Annotated in this window: 19 protein-coding genes; 10 read left to right on the forward strand and 9 right to left on the reverse strand. The window is 69.4% G+C overall.

The window, feature by feature from the left end:
* The first annotated feature begins 11 nt into the window (after positions 1-11).
* From sigM to trxA, 4 genes are all read left to right on the forward strand, one after another.
* Complete coding sequence (sigM, locus tag ACEPPI_RS00240) at positions 12-722, forward strand: RNA polymerase sigma factor SigM (protein ID WP_373913207.1); 711 nt, start codon at positions 12-14, stop codon at positions 720-722.
* Positions 719-1,705, forward strand: a complete 987-nt coding sequence (locus ACEPPI_RS00245) for a hypothetical protein (RefSeq protein WP_373913208.1) — start codon at positions 719-721, stop codon at positions 1,703-1,705. Before sigM ends, ACEPPI_RS00245 begins: the two co-directional genes overlap by 4 nt.
* Before the next feature lie 146 nt (positions 1,706-1,851).
* Entirely contained in the window at positions 1,852-2,811 is a 960-nt protein-coding gene (gene trxB / locus ACEPPI_RS00250; protein ID WP_356216595.1) for a thioredoxin-disulfide reductase, read from the forward strand.
* A gap of 49 nt (positions 2,812-2,860) precedes the next feature.
* Entirely contained in the window at positions 2,861-3,196 is a 336-nt protein-coding gene (gene trxA, locus ACEPPI_RS00255) for a thioredoxin (RefSeq protein WP_373913209.1), read from the forward strand.
* 90 nt (positions 3,197-3,286) lie between these two features.
* Here trxA and ACEPPI_RS00260 read toward each other — a convergent pair whose 3' ends face one another.
* From ACEPPI_RS00260 to rpmH, 9 genes are all read right to left on the reverse strand, one after another.
* The gene (locus ACEPPI_RS00260; RefSeq protein WP_266840317.1) at positions 3,287-3,910 is read right to left on the reverse strand and encodes a GNAT family N-acetyltransferase; all 624 of its coding nucleotides are present in this window, start codon (positions 3,908-3,910) and stop codon (positions 3,287-3,289) included.
* 78 nt (positions 3,911-3,988) lie between these two features.
* Complete coding sequence (locus ACEPPI_RS00265) at positions 3,989-5,095, reverse strand: ParB/RepB/Spo0J family partition protein (RefSeq protein ID WP_373913210.1); 1,107 nt, start codon at positions 5,093-5,095, stop codon at positions 3,989-3,991.
* Complete coding sequence (locus ACEPPI_RS00270; RefSeq protein ID WP_373913211.1) at positions 5,092-6,219, reverse strand: ParA family protein; 1,128 nt, start codon at positions 6,217-6,219, stop codon at positions 5,092-5,094. The genes ACEPPI_RS00265 and ACEPPI_RS00270 overlap by 4 nt, the downstream gene beginning before the upstream one ends.
* 243 nt (positions 6,220-6,462) lie before the next feature.
* Entirely contained in the window at positions 6,463-7,179 is a 717-nt protein-coding gene (gene rsmG / locus ACEPPI_RS00275; protein ID WP_373913212.1) for a 16S rRNA (guanine(527)-N(7))-methyltransferase RsmG, read from the reverse strand.
* A 115-nt stretch (positions 7,180-7,294) separates the two neighbouring features.
* A complete protein-coding gene (locus ACEPPI_RS00280) occupies positions 7,295-7,807 on the reverse strand; it encodes a R3H domain-containing nucleic acid-binding protein (RefSeq protein ID WP_030225194.1) in 513 nt (170 codons plus the stop codon).
* Between the two features lie 15 nt (positions 7,808-7,822).
* Positions 7,823-8,929: a membrane protein insertase YidC gene (gene yidC / locus ACEPPI_RS00285; RefSeq protein ID WP_373913213.1), complete on the reverse strand. Its 1,107-nt coding sequence runs from the start codon at positions 8,927-8,929 to the stop codon at positions 7,823-7,825.
* Positions 8,930-8,932: 3 nt separating this feature from the next.
* Complete coding sequence (gene yidD, locus ACEPPI_RS00290; RefSeq protein WP_078950077.1) at positions 8,933-9,214, reverse strand: membrane protein insertion efficiency factor YidD; 282 nt, start codon at positions 9,212-9,214, stop codon at positions 8,933-8,935.
* Complete coding sequence (gene rnpA / locus ACEPPI_RS00295) at positions 9,211-9,585, reverse strand: ribonuclease P protein component (protein WP_373913214.1); 375 nt, start codon at positions 9,583-9,585, stop codon at positions 9,211-9,213. Before rnpA ends, yidD begins: the two co-directional genes overlap by 4 nt.
* 21 nt (positions 9,586-9,606) lie before the next feature.
* Positions 9,607-9,744, reverse strand: a complete 138-nt coding sequence (gene rpmH, locus ACEPPI_RS00300) for a 50S ribosomal protein L34 (RefSeq protein WP_018547628.1) — start codon at positions 9,742-9,744, stop codon at positions 9,607-9,609.
* A 401-nt stretch (positions 9,745-10,145) separates the two neighbouring features.
* Between rpmH and dnaA the strand changes: the two genes are divergently transcribed.
* From dnaA to gyrB, 6 genes are all read left to right on the forward strand, one after another.
* Entirely contained in the window at positions 10,146-11,924 is a 1,779-nt protein-coding gene (dnaA, locus tag ACEPPI_RS00305; RefSeq protein WP_373913215.1) for a chromosomal replication initiator protein DnaA, read from the forward strand.
* Between the two features lie 876 nt (positions 11,925-12,800).
* Positions 12,801-13,931, forward strand: a complete 1,131-nt coding sequence (gene dnaN / locus ACEPPI_RS00310; RefSeq protein ID WP_030225190.1) for a DNA polymerase III subunit beta — start codon at positions 12,801-12,803, stop codon at positions 13,929-13,931.
* A 176-nt stretch (positions 13,932-14,107) separates the two neighbouring features.
* Positions 14,108-14,983 (forward strand): phosphogluconate dehydrogenase (NAD(+)-dependent, decarboxylating), encoded by an 876-nt coding sequence (gene gnd, locus ACEPPI_RS00315; RefSeq protein WP_373913216.1) that lies wholly within the window; start codon positions 14,108-14,110, stop codon positions 14,981-14,983.
* 102 nt (positions 14,984-15,085) lie between these two features.
* Positions 15,086-16,222 carry a DNA replication/repair protein RecF gene (gene recF, locus ACEPPI_RS00320; RefSeq protein WP_373913217.1) on the forward strand — a complete coding sequence of 379 codons (1,137 nt, stop codon included), beginning with the start codon at positions 15,086-15,088 and terminating at the stop codon, positions 16,220-16,222.
* Positions 16,219-16,752, forward strand: a complete 534-nt coding sequence (locus ACEPPI_RS00325) for a DUF721 domain-containing protein (protein WP_356216621.1) — start codon at positions 16,219-16,221, stop codon at positions 16,750-16,752. Before recF ends, ACEPPI_RS00325 begins: the two co-directional genes overlap by 4 nt.
* A 458-nt stretch (positions 16,753-17,210) precedes the next feature.
* Positions 17,211-19,232 (forward strand): DNA topoisomerase (ATP-hydrolyzing) subunit B, encoded by a 2,022-nt coding sequence (gene gyrB, locus ACEPPI_RS00330; protein ID WP_373913324.1) that lies wholly within the window; start codon positions 17,211-17,213, stop codon positions 19,230-19,232.
* Positions 19,233-19,266 lie beyond the last annotated feature (34 nt).

Consider the following 19,266-nt stretch of genomic DNA (forward strand, 5'->3'; position numbering starts at 1 on the left):
GGGGCTCACCGTTGGACGAAGCCGCGACCGGCGACCGCAGCGACCAGGAACTCCTGGCGTTGCACGTCGACGGTGACCCCCACGCCTTCGGTGAGCTCGTACGCCGCCACCGCGACCGGCTGTGGGCCGTCGCGCTGCGCACCCTCGGCGACCGGGAGGAGGCCGCCGACGCCGTCCAGGACGCGCTCGTCTCCGCCTACCGGGCCGCCCACACCTTCCGCGGCGACTCGGCCGTGACCACCTGGCTGCACCGGATCACCGTCAACGCCTGCCTCGACCGTGCGCGCAAGGCCGCCTCCCGCCGTACCTCGCCGCTCGACGACACGGACCGGCTGGAGCGCCTCCTGGAGCCCCACGAGTCCGCCGAGGCCCCCGCGGAGCGCCAGGACCTCCACCGCCAGCTCCTGGCCGCCCTCGGCACCCTCCCGGCCGATCAGCGGGCCGCGCTCGTCCTCGTCGACATGCAGGGATACCCCGTCGCGGAGGCCGCCCGGGTCCTCGGCGTGCCCTCCGGCACCGTGAAGAGCCGGTGCGCGCGGGGCCGGGCGAAACTCCTCCCGATGCTCACTCATCTGCGCACGAATGCCGGGGATAACACCGCCACCGAGCGGGGAAGGAACCGGACGCCGGGGACACCCGTCCCACCTGCGGCAGACTCCAGGGACTCCGGGCCGAGGGATCCGGACCCAGACGTTGTGAAGGGCGGAGGTGGACGACCGTGACCCCGACGACCGGCACTGCCGGCACGATCCGGCACCCGGAGGTCTCCGAGATCTCCGACCTGACCGAAGGGCTGCTCTCCCCGTCCCGGACCGCCGAAGTGCGCCGGCACCTCGGTGACTGCTCCCTGTGCGCGGACGTCCGCGCCTCCCTCGACGAGATCCGCTCCCTCCTCGGCACCCTCCCGGGGCCGTCCCGGATGCCCTCCGCCGTCGCCGGACGCATCGACGCCGCGCTGGCGGCCGAGGCGCTCCTGGATGCCACGGCCTCCCGCGCCGCCACTCCCGCATCCGCCCCCGAACCCCGAGCCGACGTCGAAGCCGAAGCCGAGGTCGAGGTCGAGGTCGAGGCCGGTACGGACGCACGTGGCGATGTTTCACGTGAAACACCGACACCCGCGGCCGGCCGGACCGGTGCCCTGCGGCCCTCCGGTCACCCGTCCGGCCCAACCGGTCCCGGCCGGCGCCGCGCACGCCGCCGGATCGCCGTCCTCGCGGGCCTGACGGGGGCCGCCGCCTGCGTACTCGGCGTCTACCTGTTCGGCGGCCTCACCGGCACCGGCTCCCACGACAACGCCACCCACGCCCCGGCCAGCGCCGCCGCCCGGTCCGCGGACACCGGCGGATACACCGCTCAGGGGCTCCGCGGGAACGTCCAGAGGCTCCTCGCCACGGCGACCGGGGGCCAGACCAACAAGACCATGGGCCTGGACACCACCTCCCCGCAACAGGCCCCCTCCGACCGGCAGGCCTCGCCGGAGTCCGTGTCGGTCCCGCCGTGCGTCCAGCGGTCCACCGGCCGTGCCGAGGCCCCGCTCGCCTCCGAGCGGGGCAGTTACGAGGGCAAGCCCGTCTATCTCCTCGTGCTTCCGCATCCGGATGACCCGTCCCTGGCGGACGCCTACCTCGTGCCCGCGGGCTGCGCCGACGATCCGGCGCAGGCCCCCGGAAATCCTCTTCTGACCAGCACCTATCCCCGGAACTGACGGATTCGGGAGCCGAACCGGGCACGTTCGCGGCCGGAGGCGGATCTGAGGGGAATGCTCGCGCCGTAGGATCCGTTGGGTGGGGTGAGAGTCCGCACCGGCCCCCGGTAGGCACCCAGAAGTCCGCAGAGACGAGGAAAGAACCCGTGAGCGACGTACGAAACGTGATCATCATCGGCTCCGGGCCGGCCGGTTACACGGCCGCCCTGTACACCGCACGCGCTTCGCTCAACCCGCTGGTCTTCGAAGGCGCCGTGACCGCCGGTGGCGCGCTGATGAACACCACCGAGGTCGAGAACTTCCCCGGCTTCCAGGACGGGATCATGGGCCCGGACCTCATGGACAACATGCGCGGCCAGGCGGAGCGCTTCGGTGCCGAGCTCGTTCCGGACGACATCGTCTCCGTGGACCTCACCGGTGAGATCAAGACCGTCACCGACACCGCCGGCACGGTGCACCGCGCCAAGGCCGTCATCGTCACCACCGGTTCCCAGCACCGCAAGCTCGGTCTGCCCAACGAGGACACCCTCTCGGGCCGCGGTGTCTCCTGGTGCGCCACCTGTGACGGGTTCTTCTTCAAGGACCAGGACATCGCCGTGGTCGGCGGCGGCGACACCGCGATGGAGGAGGCGACCTTCCTCTCGCGCTTCGCCAAGTCGGTCACCATCGTCCACCGCCGCGACAGCCTGCGTGCCTCCAAGGCCATGCAGGACCGCGCCTTCGCCGACCCGAAGATCTCGTTCGCCTGGGACAGCGAGGTCGCCGAGATCCACGGCGAGCAGAAGCTCTCCGGCCTCACCCTGCGGAACACCAAGACCGGCGAGACCTCCGAGCTGCCCGTGACCGGCCTCTTCATCGCCGTCGGCCACGACCCGCGCACCGAGCTCTTCACCGGCCAGCTCGACCTGGACGACGAGGGTTACCTCAAGGTGGACGCGCCCTCCACGCGTACCAACGTCACCGGTGTCTTCGGTGCCGGCGACGTCGTGGACCACACCTACCGTCAGGCGATCACGGCGGCCGGCACCGGCTGCTCCGCCGCTCTCGACGCCGAGCGGTTCCTCGCCGCCCTCGCGGACGCCGAGCACGCGACCGCGACCGTCTGACCTCCGCTTCATCCCCACACCCCACACCCCGTATCAAGAGGAGGCCGTTGTGGCTCTCAAGACCGTGACCGACGCCGACTTCGACGCTGAGGTCCTGGCCAGCGGCAAGCCCGTACTCGTGGACTTCTGGGCCGAGTGGTGCGGCCCGTGCCGCCAGATCGCGCCGTCCCTGGAGGCCATCGCGGCCGAGTACGGCGAAGAGATCGAGATCGTCAAGCTCAACATCGACCAGAACCCGGCGACGGCCGCCCGCTACGGCGTGATGTCCATCCCGACCCTGAACGTCTACCAGGGCGGCGAGGTCGTCAAGACCATCGTCGGCGCCAAGCCGAAGGCCGCTATCCTGCGCGACCTCTCCGACTTCGTCACGGTCAAGAGCGTCTGACCCCTGCCGTGTTTCACGTGAAACGGGGCCACCCCTGTAGGGGCGGCCCCGTTTCACGTATCCGGAGCCTTCCCGCCCCTCCGCTCCCGCTCACAGCGGACGCAGCACCGGTTCCTTCCGCGCCCGAGCGCCACCGAGCAGCCGGTCCAGGGCCAGTTCCACGTCTTCCTTCCACGACAGCGTCGTGCGCAGCTCCAACCGCAACCGGGGATGGGCCGGATGGGGACGGACCGTCTTGAAGCCCACCGCCAGCAGGTGGTCGGCCGGCAGCAGACACGCGGGCCTCTCCCAGCGCGCGTCACCGAAGGCCTCGATGGCCTTGAAGCCCCGCCTCAACAGGTCCTTGGCGACCGTCTGGACCATCACCCGCCCCAGGCCCTGGCCCTGGTACCCGGGCATGATCCATGCCGTGATCAACTGGACCGCGTCCGAGGACACCGGACTGGTCGGGAACGAGGCGGCACGCGGCACATAGGCCGGCGGCGCATAGAGCACGAAGCCCACCGGGACCTCGTCCACATAGACCACCCGGCCGCAGGACCCCCAGTCCAGCAGGACGGCGGAGATCCAGCCCTCCTTCTCCAGCTCCGGGGTACCCGCCTTCACGGCGGCTTCCCCGCTGACGGGATCCAGCTCCCAGAACACGCAGCTCCGGCAACGCCGGGGAAGGTCCTGGAGGTTGTCGAGCGTGAGCGGTACCAACCGACGACCCATGACGGCATCGTAACCACTGCACCCTGCTTCTTCGAGTGTGGACATCGCCCGAAGGAGCAGGGTGCGGAGGCGGACGGGCTACTCCCCGGAAGGGCCCTGCTCCAGCACCCGGCCCTCGCCCGGTGCCAGGGTGCCCAGGATCCGCTCCAGATCCTCCATCGAAGCGAACTCGACGGTGATCTTGCCCTTCTTCTGACCCAGGTCCACCTTCACCCGGGTCTCGAACCGGTCCGAGAGGCGGGTCGCCAGCTCACTGAGCGCCGGAGCGACCCGGGCTCCCGCGCGCGGGCCCTTCGGCTTCACCGTGCTCGGCGACTCGGAGCCCATCAGCGTCACGATCTCCTCGACCGCACGCACCGACAGGCCTTCGGCGACGATCCGGTGTGCGAGACGGTCCTGCTGCTCGGAGTCCTCCACCGACAGCAGCGCCCGGGCGTGCCCCGCCGACAGGACGCCCGCGGCCACCCGGCGCTGAACCGGTGCGGAAAGCCTCAGTAGACGCAGGGTGTTCGAGACCTGAGGACGCGAACGCCCGATCCGGTCCGCCAGCTGGTCGTGCGTGCACTTGAAGTCCTGGAGCAGCTGGTCGTACGCGGCCGCCTCCTCCAGGGGGTTCAGCTGGGCCCGGTGGAGGTTCTCCAGGAGCGCGTCCAGCAGCAGCTTGTCGTCGTCCGTGGCCCGGATGATCGCGGGGATCCGCTCCAGTCCCGCCTCACGACAGGCACGCCAGCGCCGTTCACCCATGATCAGTTCGTACCGGCCCTGGGCCGTCTGCCGTACGACCACCGGCTGGAGCAGACCCACCTCCTGGATGGAGGTCACCAGCTCCGCCAGAGCGTCCTCGTCGAAGACCTCACGCGGCTGACGCGGGTTCGGCTTGATCGTGTCCAGCGGAAGCTCTGCGAACGTCGCACCCACCGCCGGGGCGGCCTCCGCCTCAGCCTTCGCCTGCTCCGGCACCCCGGCTGCCGATGTTTCACGTGAAACATCGGCGGCGACCGCTGAGGGTGCCGCCTCCTGCGCCAGCACGGCGAGCTTCGCCGCGGCGATGCCCCGCTCGGACACCGGCATCGGTACCGCCGACGGGGACGTCGACCCGGCCCCGGCCATGGGCGTCGCTTCCTGGGGAGCCGCCGGAATCAGCGCGCCGAGCCCCCGTCCCAGACCCCTACGTCGCTCACTCACTGGATCCCCTCCGCCATGCTCTGCGTGCTGTTCATGCCCGCGCCCGGATGGGCGTCCTGGGCGTCGTAATGGATTCCGGCTCCCCGTAGGGCCATCTCCCGCGCCGCCTCCAGATAGGAGAGGGCGCCACTGGAGCTCGGGTCGTACGTGAGGACCGTCTGTCCGTAGCTCGGCGCCTCCGAGATGCGCACCGACCTCGGAATACTGGTGCGCAGCACCTCCTTGCCGAAGTGGGTGCGCACCTCCTCGGCCACCTGGGAAGCGAGCCGCGTCCTGCCGTCGTACATGGTCAGCAGGATCGTCGAGACGTGCAGGTTCGGGTTGAGATGGGCCCGCACCAGATCGACGTTGCGCAGCAGCTGCCCCAGTCCCTCCAGTGCGTAGTACTCGCACTGGATCGGGATCAGTACCTCCGCGCCCGCGACCATGGCGTTCACGGTGAGCAGGCCCAGGGAGGGCGGGCAGTCGATCAGGATGTAGTCGAGCGGCTGCTCGTAGGCCTGGATGGCCCGCTGGAGGCGGCTTTCGCGGGCCACCAGGGACACCAGCTCGATCTCCGCTCCGGCCAGGTCGATCGTGGCCGGGGCGCAGAACAGCCCTTCCACGTCCACCACGGGCTGGACGACCTCCAGGAGGGGCCGGCTGTCCACGAGCACGTCGTAGATGGAGGGCACTTCCGCGTGGTGGTCGATACCCAGGGCCGTCGAGGCGTTGCCCTGCGGGTCGAGGTCGATCACCAGGACCCTGGCACCGTGCAGGGCCAGCGAGGCCGCCAGGTTCACGGTCGTCGTGGTCTTGCCCACGCCGCCCTTCTGGTTGGCCACCACCATGATCCGGGTCCGTGCGGGCCGGGGCAGAGCGGCGCCGGTCCGACCGATCGTCTCGACCGCGAGCTGGGCGGCCAGTTCGACGGGGGTGTCCTCGTGGTCGTCGTTGTCGACGAGGGGCGGAGGCAGGTGGCCCACCCCAGCAGTAGCCGGGGACGTTTCACGTGAAACATCCTCGCCCGGCGATTCAGAGCGGGGACCGGGGACCGGATCGGCCATCGGCCCCGCAAGGTTGGCGTCGGACCGCACGGTGTCACTCTCCTCGGCAGTGGGCTCGCGATGAACAGAGCCTGCCATGTCACCTGGGTCGCGAACCAGCGGGGCCCGTACTCCTGTGGATGAATCCACCGTTGTGGACAACTCCGTACCCCCCGCGCCCTTGCGGGGGCGGGGGGCCGCAGCAGCACGGCCGCGGCTGATGATTCCGTGCAGCAGAGAGCGATGTTTCACGTGAAACACGATGCCCGGACGGAGTCTTCAGGCCGCTACGACACTCCGAAATCCAGACCTATAGGACCCAACGGCCCGAAAGGGACAAGATCAACGGCGTCGGCGTACCCGCCCCACGCGGGCGGCCTTAGCCCGCTTGGCCGCGAACCTCACCCCACCGGGGCTTTCTCCGACCTCCACCCGGACCACTGTGGACAGGGGGTCCACGACGCCCTCTCCCACCTGCAGCACCGAGGTCTTCACCACACCGAGCTTGCTCAGCGCGACCTTCGCCGCCACCAGCTCCTCCTCGGCGGTGTCGCCCTTGAGCGCCAGCATCTCCCCGTACGGACGCAGCAGGGGAACACCCCAGCCGGCCAGCCGGTCGAGCGGGGCCACGGCACGGGCCGTGACGACGTGCACCGGCTGAACCTTGCCGAGCATCTCTTCGGCCCGGCCGCGCACCACGGTGACGTGGTCCAGACCCAGCAGCTCCACGGCTTCCTGGAGGAAGTTCGTACGGCGCAGCAGGGGCTCCAGCAGGGTGATCTTCAGGTCCCGCCGGACCAGTGCGAGCGGGATGCCGGGCAGACCTGCCCCGGAACCCACGTCGCACACGGTGACGCCCTGGGGCACCACCTCGGAGAGCACCGCGCAGTTCAGCAGGTGCCGCTCCCACAGGCGGGGAACCTCACGCGGCCCGATCAGACCGCGCTGGACCCCCGCATCCGCCAGCAGCTCCGCATACCGCACAGCTTCCGGGAAAAATTCACCGAACACCGCGCGTGCCTCTTCGGGCGCCGGGGGAAGCTCAGCTGCCTCCGTCACGGGGACCGTCCTTCCGTACAGAACCGCTCACGCCAATACCGTGCCGTTCACATGTCAGGCTTACAAACATCGGCCCCGTCTGCGACACAGACGGGGCCGACACACAACGTTCCGGTCAGGCCGGGAGCACAACGACGAAGCGCTGCGGCTCCTCGCCCTCGGACTCGCTCTTGAGACCGGCGGCCGCCACGGCATCGTGGACGACCTTGCGCTCGAAGGGGGTCATCGGAGCCAGCTTCAGCGGCTCGCCCGAGGACTTCACGTCTTCGGCGGCCTTGGCACCCAGCGCCGCGAGCTCCTCGCGCTTCTTGGCCCGGAAACCGGCGATGTCCAGCATCAGCCGGCTGCGGTCCCCGGTCTCGCGGTGCACGGCGAGGCGGGTCAGCTCCTGCAGAGCCTCCAGGACCTCACCATCACGGCCCACGAGCTTCTGCAGGTCGCGGCCGGCGGAGTCGCTCACGATCGACACCGCGGCACGGTCGGCCTCGACGTCCATGTCGATGTCGCCGTCCAGGTCCGCGATGTCCAGCAGACCCTCAAGGTAGTCAGCCGCGATCTCACCCTCCTGCTCCAGGCGGGTCAGGGTGTCGCCACTCTCAGCGGCGGCGGTGGTGGTGCCTTCCGTCACGGGAGGGACTCCTTCTTACTTCTTGGAGGGCTTGCTGGGGGGCGTCTGTCGCTTCGACTTCGTCTGCCGCTTGGGCTGCTGCCGCTTCGTGGCGAGACCGCCACTCGCAGCGTCCGCATCAGCGGTGGCTTCAGAACTCTTCATCACGGAGCCGTCCGCCTGCGCGGCCATGCCCTGCTTCGTCAGCGAGGTGATGAACTTGCGCTCGTTGTCGTTGCGGTCCGGGCCCTTGGCCACGATCGCCGCGACGATCTTCTTCTTGCTCCGGCCCTTGACGTCCCCGTGGGTGGAGACGTGCTTCAGGAGACGGGTCAGGTACTCGTCCTGCGCCTTGCTGCCCGGCGTCGGGTTCTGGTTGATCACGTACATCTGCTGACCCATGGTCCACACGTTCGTGGTCAGCCAGTAGACGAGGACACCGACGGGGAAGTTGATGCCCATCACCGCGAAGATCAGCGGGAAGATGTACATCAGCATCTTCTGCTGCTGCATGAACGGAGTCTTGACCGAGAGGTCGACGTTCTTCGCCATCAGCTGGCGCTGGGTGTAGAACTGCGACAGCGACATCAGGATGATCATGACGGCGGTCACGATGCGCACGTCGGTGATCGAGGCGCCCAGTGAGGCGACCTTCTCGGCGCTGTCGGTGAACTTCGCGGCCAGCGGGGCGCCGAAGATGTGCGCCTGGCGGGCGCTCTCCAGCAGCGACTGGTTGATCACGCCGATGGTCTGACCGTTGGCGATGGCCGAAAGCACGTGGTACAGGGCGAAGAAGAACGGGGACTGCGCCAGGATGGGAAGGCACGAGGAGAGCGGGTTGGTACCCGTCTCCTTGTACAGCTTCATCATCTCTTCGGACTGACGCTGCTTGTCGTTCTTGTAGCGCTCCTGGATCGCCTTCATCTTCGGCTGGAGCGCCTGCATGCCCCGCGTCGCCTTGATCTGCTTCACGAAGAGCGGGATCAGGCAGATACGGATCAGTACCACCAGGGACACGATGGACAGGCCCCAGGCCCATCCACTGTCCGGGCCGAAGATCGCCCCGTACAGCGAGTGGAACTGGACGATGACCCATGACACGGGGGTGGTGATAAAGCTGAACAGACTGGCAATCGTGTCCACTAATCAGGCTCCTTGAGCATTGCGAGATCTACGCAACGCACTGCGCAGCTGCTCGTGCCAACGCGGGCGTTTCCGGGGTGGGACATGATCCACACCACCCGGGGACCACGGATTGCACCGCAGGATCCGCCAGGCGGTCAGAACCGTCCCCTTCACCGCACCATGCCGGTCGATGGCCGTGAACCCGTAGTGCGAACACGACGGGTAATAGCGGCACACCGGCCCGAGCAGCGGACTGATCGTCCACTGGTACAGCTTGATCAAGGCGAGAAGCGGGTACTTCATCGAGCGACGCCTCCCAGTAGCCGCGCCAAGGCGGCATCCAGGTCACGAGCCAGCTCGTCGGCGCCGGCATCACCCGCTCCGGGCAGGGCCCGCACCACCACCAGGCTACCTGCGGGCAACCGGGCCAGCCGGTCGCGGACGAGGTGACGCAGGCGACGCTTGACCCGGTTGCGGACGACCGCTATGCCTACGGCCTTGCTGACGACGAAACCCGCACGCGGCGAGGGATCGATCTCCCCCGGCTCGTGCGGGTCCGTTGCACCGCTGGTACGTAGGTGGACGACGAGGAGCGGGCGTCCTGCCCGCCGGCCCCGTCGTACCGCGCTCGCGAAGTCTTCACGCCGCCTCAGCCGATTTTCGGGAGACAGCACAACGTCACGACCTGCGTGTTGTTACGCGGAGAGGGCGGCGCGGCCCTTGCTGCGGCGGTTCGCGAGGATCGCGCGACCGGCACGGGTACGCATCCGAAGACGGAAGCCGTGGGTCTTGGCACGACGGCGGTTGTTCGGCTGGAAGGTGCGCTTGCTCACTCGGGGGCTCCAGAGAATGAATCGTGTGTGGCGTTACATCGCCTGGCTGTCACCGTGCGCCCACGAGGAACTCGCGTGTTCGCCCGAGTGGACACCGCTAAACGATCACGATCAGTGATCTTCGCCCATCGGTAGGCAGGCGGCAGCAGCCATCGACAACTCGACCTCGTTACGGTACGCGCGGCTACGCCATCCGGTCAAACCGAGCCCGCCCTGCCCCACACTGTGCACAGGCTGTGGACAACGACTTGAACCGTACCCACCGGCCTGACTACCGTTGACTGATCCCGGATTTTTGTCCCGACCGTCCCAAAGAACCACACATTCGTGGGACCGGGACCTGTGAGAGAGCGTGCTCTGTGGCTGACGTACCCGCCGATCTTGCCGCAGTGTGGCCACGCGTGCTCGAGAATCTGCTCGGGGAGGGTCAGCAGGGCATCGAGCCCAAGGACAAGCAGTGGGTGGAACGATGCCAGCCACTGGCCCTCGTCGCCGACACCGCCCTGCTCGCCGTCCCCAACGAATGGGGCAAGCGGGTTCTCGAAGGCCGCCTGGCCCCGCTCATCAGCGATGCCCTCAGCCGTGAGTGCGGCCGGCCCATCCGGATCGCGATCACGGTGGACGACTCCGCGGGCGAGCCCGCGCCCCCGGCGCCGTCGGCCCCGGGGCAGCGCGAGGGCTACGAGCCGTACGGCGGCCAGCGCCCCGGCGGACACACCGGCCCCGGCGGCGAGGACCAGCTCCCCACCGCCCGCCCGGCCTACCCGGAGTACCAGCAGCAGCGCCCCGAGCCCGGCGCCTGGCCGCGCGGCGGCCAGCAGGACGACTACGGCTGGCAGCAGCCGCGTCTGGGCGGCTTCCCCGAGCGCGACCCCTACGCCTCCCCGCAGCCCGGGTACCTCCAGCAGCAGGAGCCCGGCGGCTACGAGCAGAACTCCTACGACCAGGGTTCCTACGAGCAGCAGAAGTACGAGCAGTCCCCGTACGAATCCCAGAAGTACGAACAGCAGAAGTACGAGCAGCAGAAGTACGAGCAGCAGAAGTACGAGCAGCAGAAGTACGAGCAGCCCGCCCCGCGCCCGGCCCCCGGCCGGCCCGCGCCCCCGCCGGCCCCGTCCGGCGGTTCCACCTCCGGCCCGCTGGAGCCGACCGCCCGGCTGAACCCCAAGTACCTCTTCGACACCTTCGTCATCGGCGCCTCCAACCGCTTCGCGCACGCGGCCGCGGTGGCCGTCGCCGAGGCGCCGGCGAAGGCGTACAACCCCCTCTTCATCTACGGGGAGTCGGGCCTCGGCAAGACGCACCTGCTGCACGCCATCGGGCACTACGCGCGCAGCCTCTACCCCGGTACGCGGGTGCGGTACGTGAGCTCGGAGGAGTTCACCAACGAGTTCATCAACTCCATCCGCGACGGCAAGGGCGACGCCTTCCGCAAGCGCTACCGCGAGATGGACATCCTGCTGGTCGACGACATCCAGTTCCTCGCGAGCAAGGAGTCGACGCAGGAGGAGTTCTTCCACACCTTCAATACGCTCCACAACGCCAACAAGCAGATCGTGCTGTCCTCCGACCGGCCGCCCAAGCAGCTCGTCACCCTGGAGGACCGGCTCCGCAACCGCTTCGAGTGGGGCCTGATCACCGACGTCCAGCCGCCCGAGCTGGAGACCCGTATCGCGATCCTGCGCAAGAAGGCCGTCCAGGAGCAGCTCAACGCCCCGCCGGAGGTACTGGAGTTCATCGCCTCCCGCATCTCGCGCAACATCCGCGAGCTGGAGGGGGCGCTGATCCGGGTCACCGCCTTCGCGAGCCTCAACCGGCAGCCGGTCGACCTGGGCCTGGCCGAGGACGTCCTCAAGAACCTGATCCCGGGCGGCGAGGACAGCGCGCCCGAGATCACCGCCTCCGACATCATGGCGGCCACCGCGGACTACTTCGGGCTCACCGTGGACGACCTGTGCGGCTCCTCGCGCAGCCGCGTCCTGGTCACCGCCCGGCAGATCGCCATGTACCTGTGCCGGGAGCTCACGGACCTGTCGCTGCCCAAGATCGGGGCCCAGTTCGGCGGCCGCGACCACACGACCGTCATGCACGCCGACCGCAAGATCCGCGCTCTCATGGCCGAACGGCGCTCCATCTACAACCAGGTCACGGAGCTCACCAACCGCATCAAGAACGGCTGACGGCGGCCCCCGGCAGCGGCGTCAGGGGACTCCGCGACCCCGGGCAAACCCCCAGACAGGGCGCTCCCGGATCGAACCGGGGGCGCCCTTCTTCGTCCGTGCGCCCCCACCTTGTTCGAATGCGCCCCCCAGGAGGCAAGTCATCCACAGATTCCCCGACTTTCTTCCGTCCACAGCCTGAGGACAGTTTCCGTCGCCCACAATCCATCCACAGGAGTGCTGGTTGAGGGCCCATCAGGCCAGGTCAGGCGCCTGTGGAATTGTGCGCAAGCGCCATCCACAGCCTGTGGACAGAAATTTCGTCCACAGCGTCATCTACTCCTTTGTCCACCGGCGACCCACAGGTTCCCGCGTCCTGTGCACAGGACGCGAGGGGTTCTCCACACCGTTGTCCACTGTTCGGCAACGAGGCACCCCCGGTCACCGTCCCGAGTGAAAGCCGTCACACGGATGTCGACGTTTGGTGTGTGGACCGCTGGGGAAAAGCTGGGGACACAGCTGTGGAGTAGTGCGGGTCACCTGGGGACGGCCTGTGCAGAAGTTTTCGTTCTCCACAGAGACACCGTGTTGTCCACCGGTGCCACCCACAGGGTGTGGGGATAAAAAACGGGGGCTGACCTGGGAAAACGGGCTTATCCACCGTTTCCACAGGCCCTACTACTACCCCCATGGAGAGTTAGGCCGGTTTCGGTTTTCAAGCAGGTCCTGTGCACAACTCGTCGATCGGCCGTCCCGACACCTCGCTCCCGACTTGACCGCCAGCCGCGACGACTGTCGGCGCCGTACGTCAGACTGGTCCCCGGCAACGGTCGAGGCATCGACGAGCCGACGACGAAGGCCGGCAGACGAGCGAGCAACAGCAGGAGGCGGTTTCCGGTGAAGATCCGGGTGGAACGCGACGTACTCGCGGAGGCGGTGGCCTGGGCTGCACGCAGCCTCCCGGCCCGGCCGCCGGTGCCCGTGCTCGCGGGCCTGCTGCTGAAGGCCGAAGAGGGCACCCTGTCGCTCTCCGGCTTCGACTACGAGGTCTCGGCCCGCGTCTCCGTCGAGGCTGACGTCGAGGAGGACGGCACCGTCCTCGTCTCCGGCCGGCTCCTCGCCGACATCTGCCGCGCCCTCCCCAACCGCCCGGTGGAGATTTCCACAGACGGTGTACGGGCGACCGTGGTCTGCGGCTCCTCCCGGTTCACGCTCCACACCCTGCCCGTGGAGGAATACCCGGCGCTGCCCCAGATGCCGACCGCGACCGGCACCGTGCCCGGTGAGGTCTTCGCCTCCGCCGCCGCCCAGGTCGCCATCGCCGCCGGCCGCGACGACACGCTGCCCGTGCTGACCGGTGTCCGCATCGAGATCGAGGGCGACCGCGTCACCCTGGCCTCCACCGACCGCTACCGCTTCGCGGTCCGCGAGTTCCTGTGGAAGCCGGAGAACCCGGACGCCTCGGCCGTGGCCCTGGTGCCCGCCAAGACCCTCCTGGACACCGCCAAGTCCCTCACCAGCGGCGACACCGTCACCCTGGCGCTCTCCGGCTCCGGCCAGGGCGAGGGCCTCATCGGCTTCGAGGGCGCCGGCCGCCGCACCACCACCCGCCTCCTCGAAGGCGACCTGCCGAAGTACCGCACCCTCTTCCCGACGGAGTTCAACTCCATCGCCGTGATCGAGACCGCGCCCTTCGTCGAGGCCGTCAAGCGCGTCGCCCTGGTGGCCGAGCGCAACACGCCGGTCCGGCTCAGCTTCGAGCAGGGCGTCCTCATCCTGGAGGCGGGCTCCAGCGACGATGCACAGGCTGTGGAACGCGTCGACGCGAAGCTGGAGGGCGACGACATCTCCATCGCCTTCAACCCGACCTTCCTGCTCGACGGCCTCAGCGCGATCGACTCGCCCGCGGCCCAGCTCAGCTTCACCACGTCCACCAAGCCCGCGCTGCTCAGCGGCCGTCCGGCGGTCGACGCGGAAGCCGACGAGGCCTACAAGTACCTGATCATGCCGGTGCGCCTGTCCGGCTGACACCCCCCGCACACCGACGTCGGGCCCGGTCTCGCAGCCTGCGGGACCGGGCCCGACGCCGTTCGGAGCGGGCCCCGCACCACGGCCCGGCGTAGGCTCGGATCCGGTGGGCCACCCCCGAACCCGGGGAGCCCCGGTACAGCCAAAGACGGCCACAACGCGTAAGGAAGCACCTGATGGAGCTCGGTCTCATCGGTCTCGGCAAGATGGGCGGCAACATGCGCGAGCGCATCCGCCGCGCAGGCCACACCGTCATCGGATACGACCGCAACCCGGACCTCGCGGATGTCCACAGCCTGCGGGAGCTTGTGGACAGCCTGCAGTCCCCCCGCGTGGTGTGGGTGATGGTCCCCGCCGGTGCGGCCACGCAGTCCACCGTCGACGAGCTCGCGGAGCTGCTCGCGCCCGGCGACATCGTCGTCGACGGCGGCAACTCGCGCTGGACCGACGACGAGAAGCACGCCGAGGAGCTGAAGGCCAAGGGCATCGGCTTCGTCGACTGCGGTGTCTCCGGCGGCGTCTGGGGCCTGGAGAACGGCTACGCGCTCATGTACGGCGGCGACGAGAAGCACGTCGCGGCCGTCCAGCCGATCTTCGACGCCCTCAAGCCCGAGGGCGACTTCGGCGCCGTACACGCCGGCAAGGTCGGCGCGGGCCACTTCGCGAAGATGGTCCACAACGGCATCGAGTACGCCATGATGCAGGCCTACGCCGAGGGCTGGGAGCTCCTGGAGAAGGTGGACTCGGTCACCGACGTCCGCGAGGTGTTCCGCTCCTGGCAGGAGGGGACGGTCATCCGTTCCTGGCTGCTGGACCTCGCCGTCAACGCGCTGGACGAGGACGAGCACCTGGAGCAGCTGCGCGGCTTCGCGCAGGACTCCGGCGAGGGCCGCTGGACCGTCGAGGCCGCGATCGACAACGCGGTGCCGCTGCCGGCGATCACCGCCTCGCTGTTCGCCCGCTTCGCCTCGCGCCAGGACGACTCCCCGCAGATGAAGATGATCGCGGCGCTGCGCAACCAGTTCGGCGGCCACGCGGTCGAGAAGAAGTAGTTCCACGGGGCGGCACCGCCCCACGGAACGACAGCACCACAGCACCACAGCACCACAGCACCACAGAGCAAGCAGCAGGAAGCCGGGGGAGGTCGGCGCCGTATGCACGTTTCGCATCTCTCGTTGGCCGACTTCCGCTCGTACGCCCGGGCCGAGGTTCCCCTCGCCCCGGGCGTCACGGCTTTCGTGGGCCCCAACGGCCAGGGCAAGACGAACCTCGTCGAGGCCATCGGCTACCTGGCGACCCTGGGCAGCCACCGGGTCTCCTCGGACGCCCCGCTCGTCCGGATGGGCGCGGACCGGGCCGTCGTCCGCGCCGCCGTCACCCAGGGCGAACGCCGGCAGCTCGTGGAGCTGGAGCTCAACCCGGGCCGCGCCAACCGGGCCCGCATCAACCGGTCCTCGCAGGTCAGGCCCCGGGACGTCCTGGGGATCGTGCGCACCGTGCTGTTCGCCCCCGAGGACCTGGCCCTGGTCAAGGGCGACCCGGGGGAGCGCCGCCGCTTCCTGGACGAGCTCGTCACGGCCCGCTCCCCGCGCATGGCGGCCGTCCGCTCCGACTACGAGCGCGTCCTCAAGCAGCGCAACACCCTGCTGAAGTCGGCGGCGATGGCCCGTCGGCACGGAGGCCGTTCCATGGACCTCTCCACCCTCGACGTGTGGGACCAGCACCTGGCCCGCGCGGGCGCCGAACTGCTCGCCCAGCGCCTCGACCTGATCGCGACCCTGCTGCCGCTCGCCGACAAGGCCTACGAGCAGCTCGCCCCGGGCGGGGGCCCGCTCGGGCTCGCCTACCGGTCCTCGGCCGGCGAGCCGGTCGACAGCGGTGGGGCGCGCACCCGCGAGGCGCTCTACGAGGTCCTGCTGGCGGCCCTGTCCGAGGTGCGCAAGCAGGAGATCGAACGCGGAGTCACCCTCGTCGGACCGCACCGCGACGACGTCCTGCTGCGCCTGGGCGACCTGCCCGCCAAGGGGTACGCCAGCCACGGCGAGTCCTGGTCGTACGCACTGGCGCTGCGCCTGGCCTCGTACGAGCTGTTGCGCTCGGAGGGGACGGAGCCGGTGCTGATCCTGGACGACGTCTTCGCGGAGCTCGACGCGCGCCGTCGCGAGCGGCTCGCGGAACTGGTGGCCCCGGGCGAGCAGGTCCTGGTGACGGCGGCGGTGGACGACGACGTTCCGGGGGTGCTGACCGGCACCCGGTTCTCGGTCTCCGGCGGCGAGGTGACCCGGCTGTGAGCGCGGGCGAGGGCGGGCAGGACAAGCCCAGGACCCCGGAGCCGTCCGGGGTGGACCTGGCGCGGCAGGCGCTGGCCGCCGCGCGGGAGCAGGCCCGTGCCCGCGGGAACGCGGTGAGCGGGCGCCAGCGCCACCGGCAGCCGGGCCTGCGCTCCGGCGCCCGTGCCGACGGCCGGGATCCGATGCCGCTGATGGCGGCCCTGGACCGGCTGCGGACGGAACGCGGCTGGGAGATGCCGATCGCGGTGGCCGGGGTGATGGAGCGCTGGGCGGAGATCGTCGGCCCGGAGATCGCCGCGCACTGTGAACCGGAACGCTACGAGGACCGTGAGCTCCTCGTACGGTGCGACTCCTCGGCCTGGGCCGCGCAGCTGAAGCTGCTGGCCCCGCAGCTGGTGGCACGGCTCAACGCGGACCTGGGCCAGGGCACGGTCCGGCTGATCAAGGTCCAGGGTCCCGGCGGCCGCCCCAAGCGCCACGGCCCCTGGCGCGCCCCCGGCAGCAGCGGGCCCGGGGACACCTGGGGCTGACCGCCCCGGCCCCGCGCGGGCGGGTGCGTACCGCCGCTGCCGTACCCCCGCTCCCGTGGTCCGGTCCCTGGGGCCCGGACCGCCGGCCCCCAGGCGGTTTCCGGCCCTTTCCACCCCGCGTGGGCCCCCTCTTCGGGTCCCCGCGCCCCGCCCGCGCGCCCCCGGGCCCGGCCCCGCCGGGTGCGGTGTCCCTCACGGTAGCCGCGGGTTGACAGGCCGAAGCGCTGGATGCCCGCGTGAGCCTCTTGGAGCCCCACCCCGAATATGGGGAGTCGGAGAGAGGAGGTTCAGGGCGGCACATGCGGACTCAGGTACCGGCAAACCCCCATTCATGTCAGTGGTACCGGTAGACTGGAGACAATCCCGCCCGTTCGCGGGGTGACAGCGACAAACGCAGACAACGCAGATCGACGCGGCCGCTCCCCCGGCGCACATGCTGGCCCGGAGTACGGGCTGCGCTGTGCCAGAAAGGGCGCTTCGTGGCCGATTCCGGCGACTCCAACGAGAAGAATTACGACGCCAGTGCGATCCAGGTCCTCGAGGGCCTGGACGCGGTCCGCAAGCGGCCGGGTATGTACATCGGCTCGACGGGTGAGCGTGGTCTGCACCACCTCGTCTACGAGGTCGTCGACAACTCGGTCGACGAGGCGCTGGCCGGGCACGCGGACACCATTGACGTGACGATCCTCGCCGACGGCGGGGTGCGCGTGATCGACAACGGCCGCGGTATCCCGGTCGGCATCGTGCCGTCCGAGGGGAAGCCGGCCGTCGAGGTCGTGCTGACCGTCCTGCACGCGGGCGGCAAGTTCGGCGGCGGCGGCTACGCCGTCTCCGGCGGTCTGCACGGCGTCGGTGTGTCCGTCGTGAACGCCCTGTCGACCAAGGTCGCGGTCGAGGTCAAGACGGACGGCCACCGCTGGACCCAGGACTACAAGCTGGGCGTGCCGACGGCCCCGCTGGCCAAGAACGAGGAAACCGGCGAGCACGGCACGTCGGTGACGTTCTGGGCCGACGGCGACATCTTCGAGACCACCGAGTACTCCTTCGAGACGCTGTCGCGGCGCTTCCAGGAGATGGCCTTCCTCAACAAGGGCCTGACCCTGACGCTGACCGACGAGCGCGAGTCGGCGAAGGCCACGGCGGGCGCGGACGACCCGGAAGCGGACGCGGCCGAGCCGCAGGCGCGCACGGTCAAGTACCACTACGAGGGCGGCATCGTCGACTTCGTGAAGTACCTCAACTCGCGCAAGGGCGAGCTGATCCACCCGACCGTCATCGACGTCGAGGCCGAGGACAAGGAGCGCATGCTCTCGGTCGAGATCGCGATGCAGTGGAACTCGCAGTACACGGAGGGGGTCTACTCCTTCGCGAACACGATCCACACGCACGAGGGCGGCACCCACGAGGAGGGCTTCCGCGCGGCGCTGACCGGCCTGGTCAACCGCTACGCGCGGGACAAGAAGCTGCTCCGCGAGAAGGACGACAACCTCGCCGGCGAGGACATCCGCGAGGGTCTGACGGCGATCATCTCGGTCAAGCTGGGCGAGCCCCAGTTCGAGGGCCAGACGAAGACCAAGCTGGGCAACACGGAGGCCAAGACCTTCGTGCAGAAGGTCGTCCACGAGCACCTGAACGACTGGTTCGACCGCAACCCGGTCGAGGCCGCGGACATCATCCGCAAGTCGATCCAGGCGGCCACGGCCCGCGTCGCGGCCCGCAAGGCCCGCGACCTGACCCGCCGCAAGGGTCTGCTGGAGAGCGCCTCGCTGCCGGGCAAGCTGTCCGACTGCCAGTCGAACGACCCGATCAAGTGCGAGATCTTCATCGTCGAGGGTGACTCCGCCGGCGGCTCGGCCAAGTCCGGCCGCAACCCGATGTACCAGGCCATCCTGCCCATCCGCGGCAAGATCCTGAACGTCGAGAAGGCGCGCATCGACAAGATCCTGCAGAACACCGAGGTCCAGGCGCTGATCAGTGCCTTCGGCACCGGTGTGCACGAGGACTTCGACATCGAGAAGCTCCGCTATCACAAGATCATCCTGATGGCGGACGCCGACGTCGACGGCCAGCACATCAACACCCTGCTGCTGACCTTCCTCTTCCGCTTCATGCGGCCGCTGGTCGAGGCCGGGCACGTCTACCTGTCCCGCCCGCCGCTCTACAAGATCAAGTGGGGCCGTGACGACTTCGAGTACGCGTACTCGGACCGCGAGCGCGACGCCCTGGTCGAGCTGGGCAAGCAGAACGGCAAGCGGATCAAGGAAGACTCGATCCAGCGCTTCAAGGGTCTGGGCGAGATGAACGCCGAGGAGCTGCGCGTCACCACCATGGACGTGGACCACCGCGTGCTCGGCCAGGTCACCCTGGACGACGCCGCGCAGGCCGACGACCTGTTCTCGGTGCTGATGGGTGAGGACGTCGAAGCCCGGCGCTCCTTCATCCAGCGCAACGCCAAGGACGTTCGCTTCCTCGACATCTGAGTCGGCTCAGCTGACCGCCTGAAAGGACTTCTGA

It is taken from the genome of Streptomyces sp. AB3(2024), from assembly GCF_041862025.1.
Classification (GTDB): domain Bacteria; phylum Actinomycetota; class Actinomycetes; order Streptomycetales; family Streptomycetaceae; genus Streptomyces.

Bases quoted from the DNA above. Each gene is read 5' to 3' on its own strand.
- ACEPPI_RS00260 (WP_266840317.1), bottom strand. From the start codon at position 3,910: ATGGGTCGTCGGTTGGTACCGCTCACGCTCGACAACCTCCAGGACCTT.
- ACEPPI_RS00270 (WP_373913211.1), bottom strand. From the start codon at position 6,219: ATGGCAGGCTCTGTTCATCGCGAGCCCACTGCCGAGGAGAGTGACACC.
- yidD (WP_078950077.1), bottom strand. From the start codon at position 9,214: ATGAAGTACCCGCTTCTCGCCTTGATCAAGCTGTACCAGTGGACGATC.
- gnd (WP_373913216.1), top strand. From the start codon at position 14,108: ATGGAGCTCGGTCTCATCGGTCTCGGCAAGATGGGCGGCAACATGCGC.
- recF (WP_373913217.1), top strand. From the start codon at position 15,086: ATGCACGTTTCGCATCTCTCGTTGGCCGACTTCCGCTCGTACGCCCGG.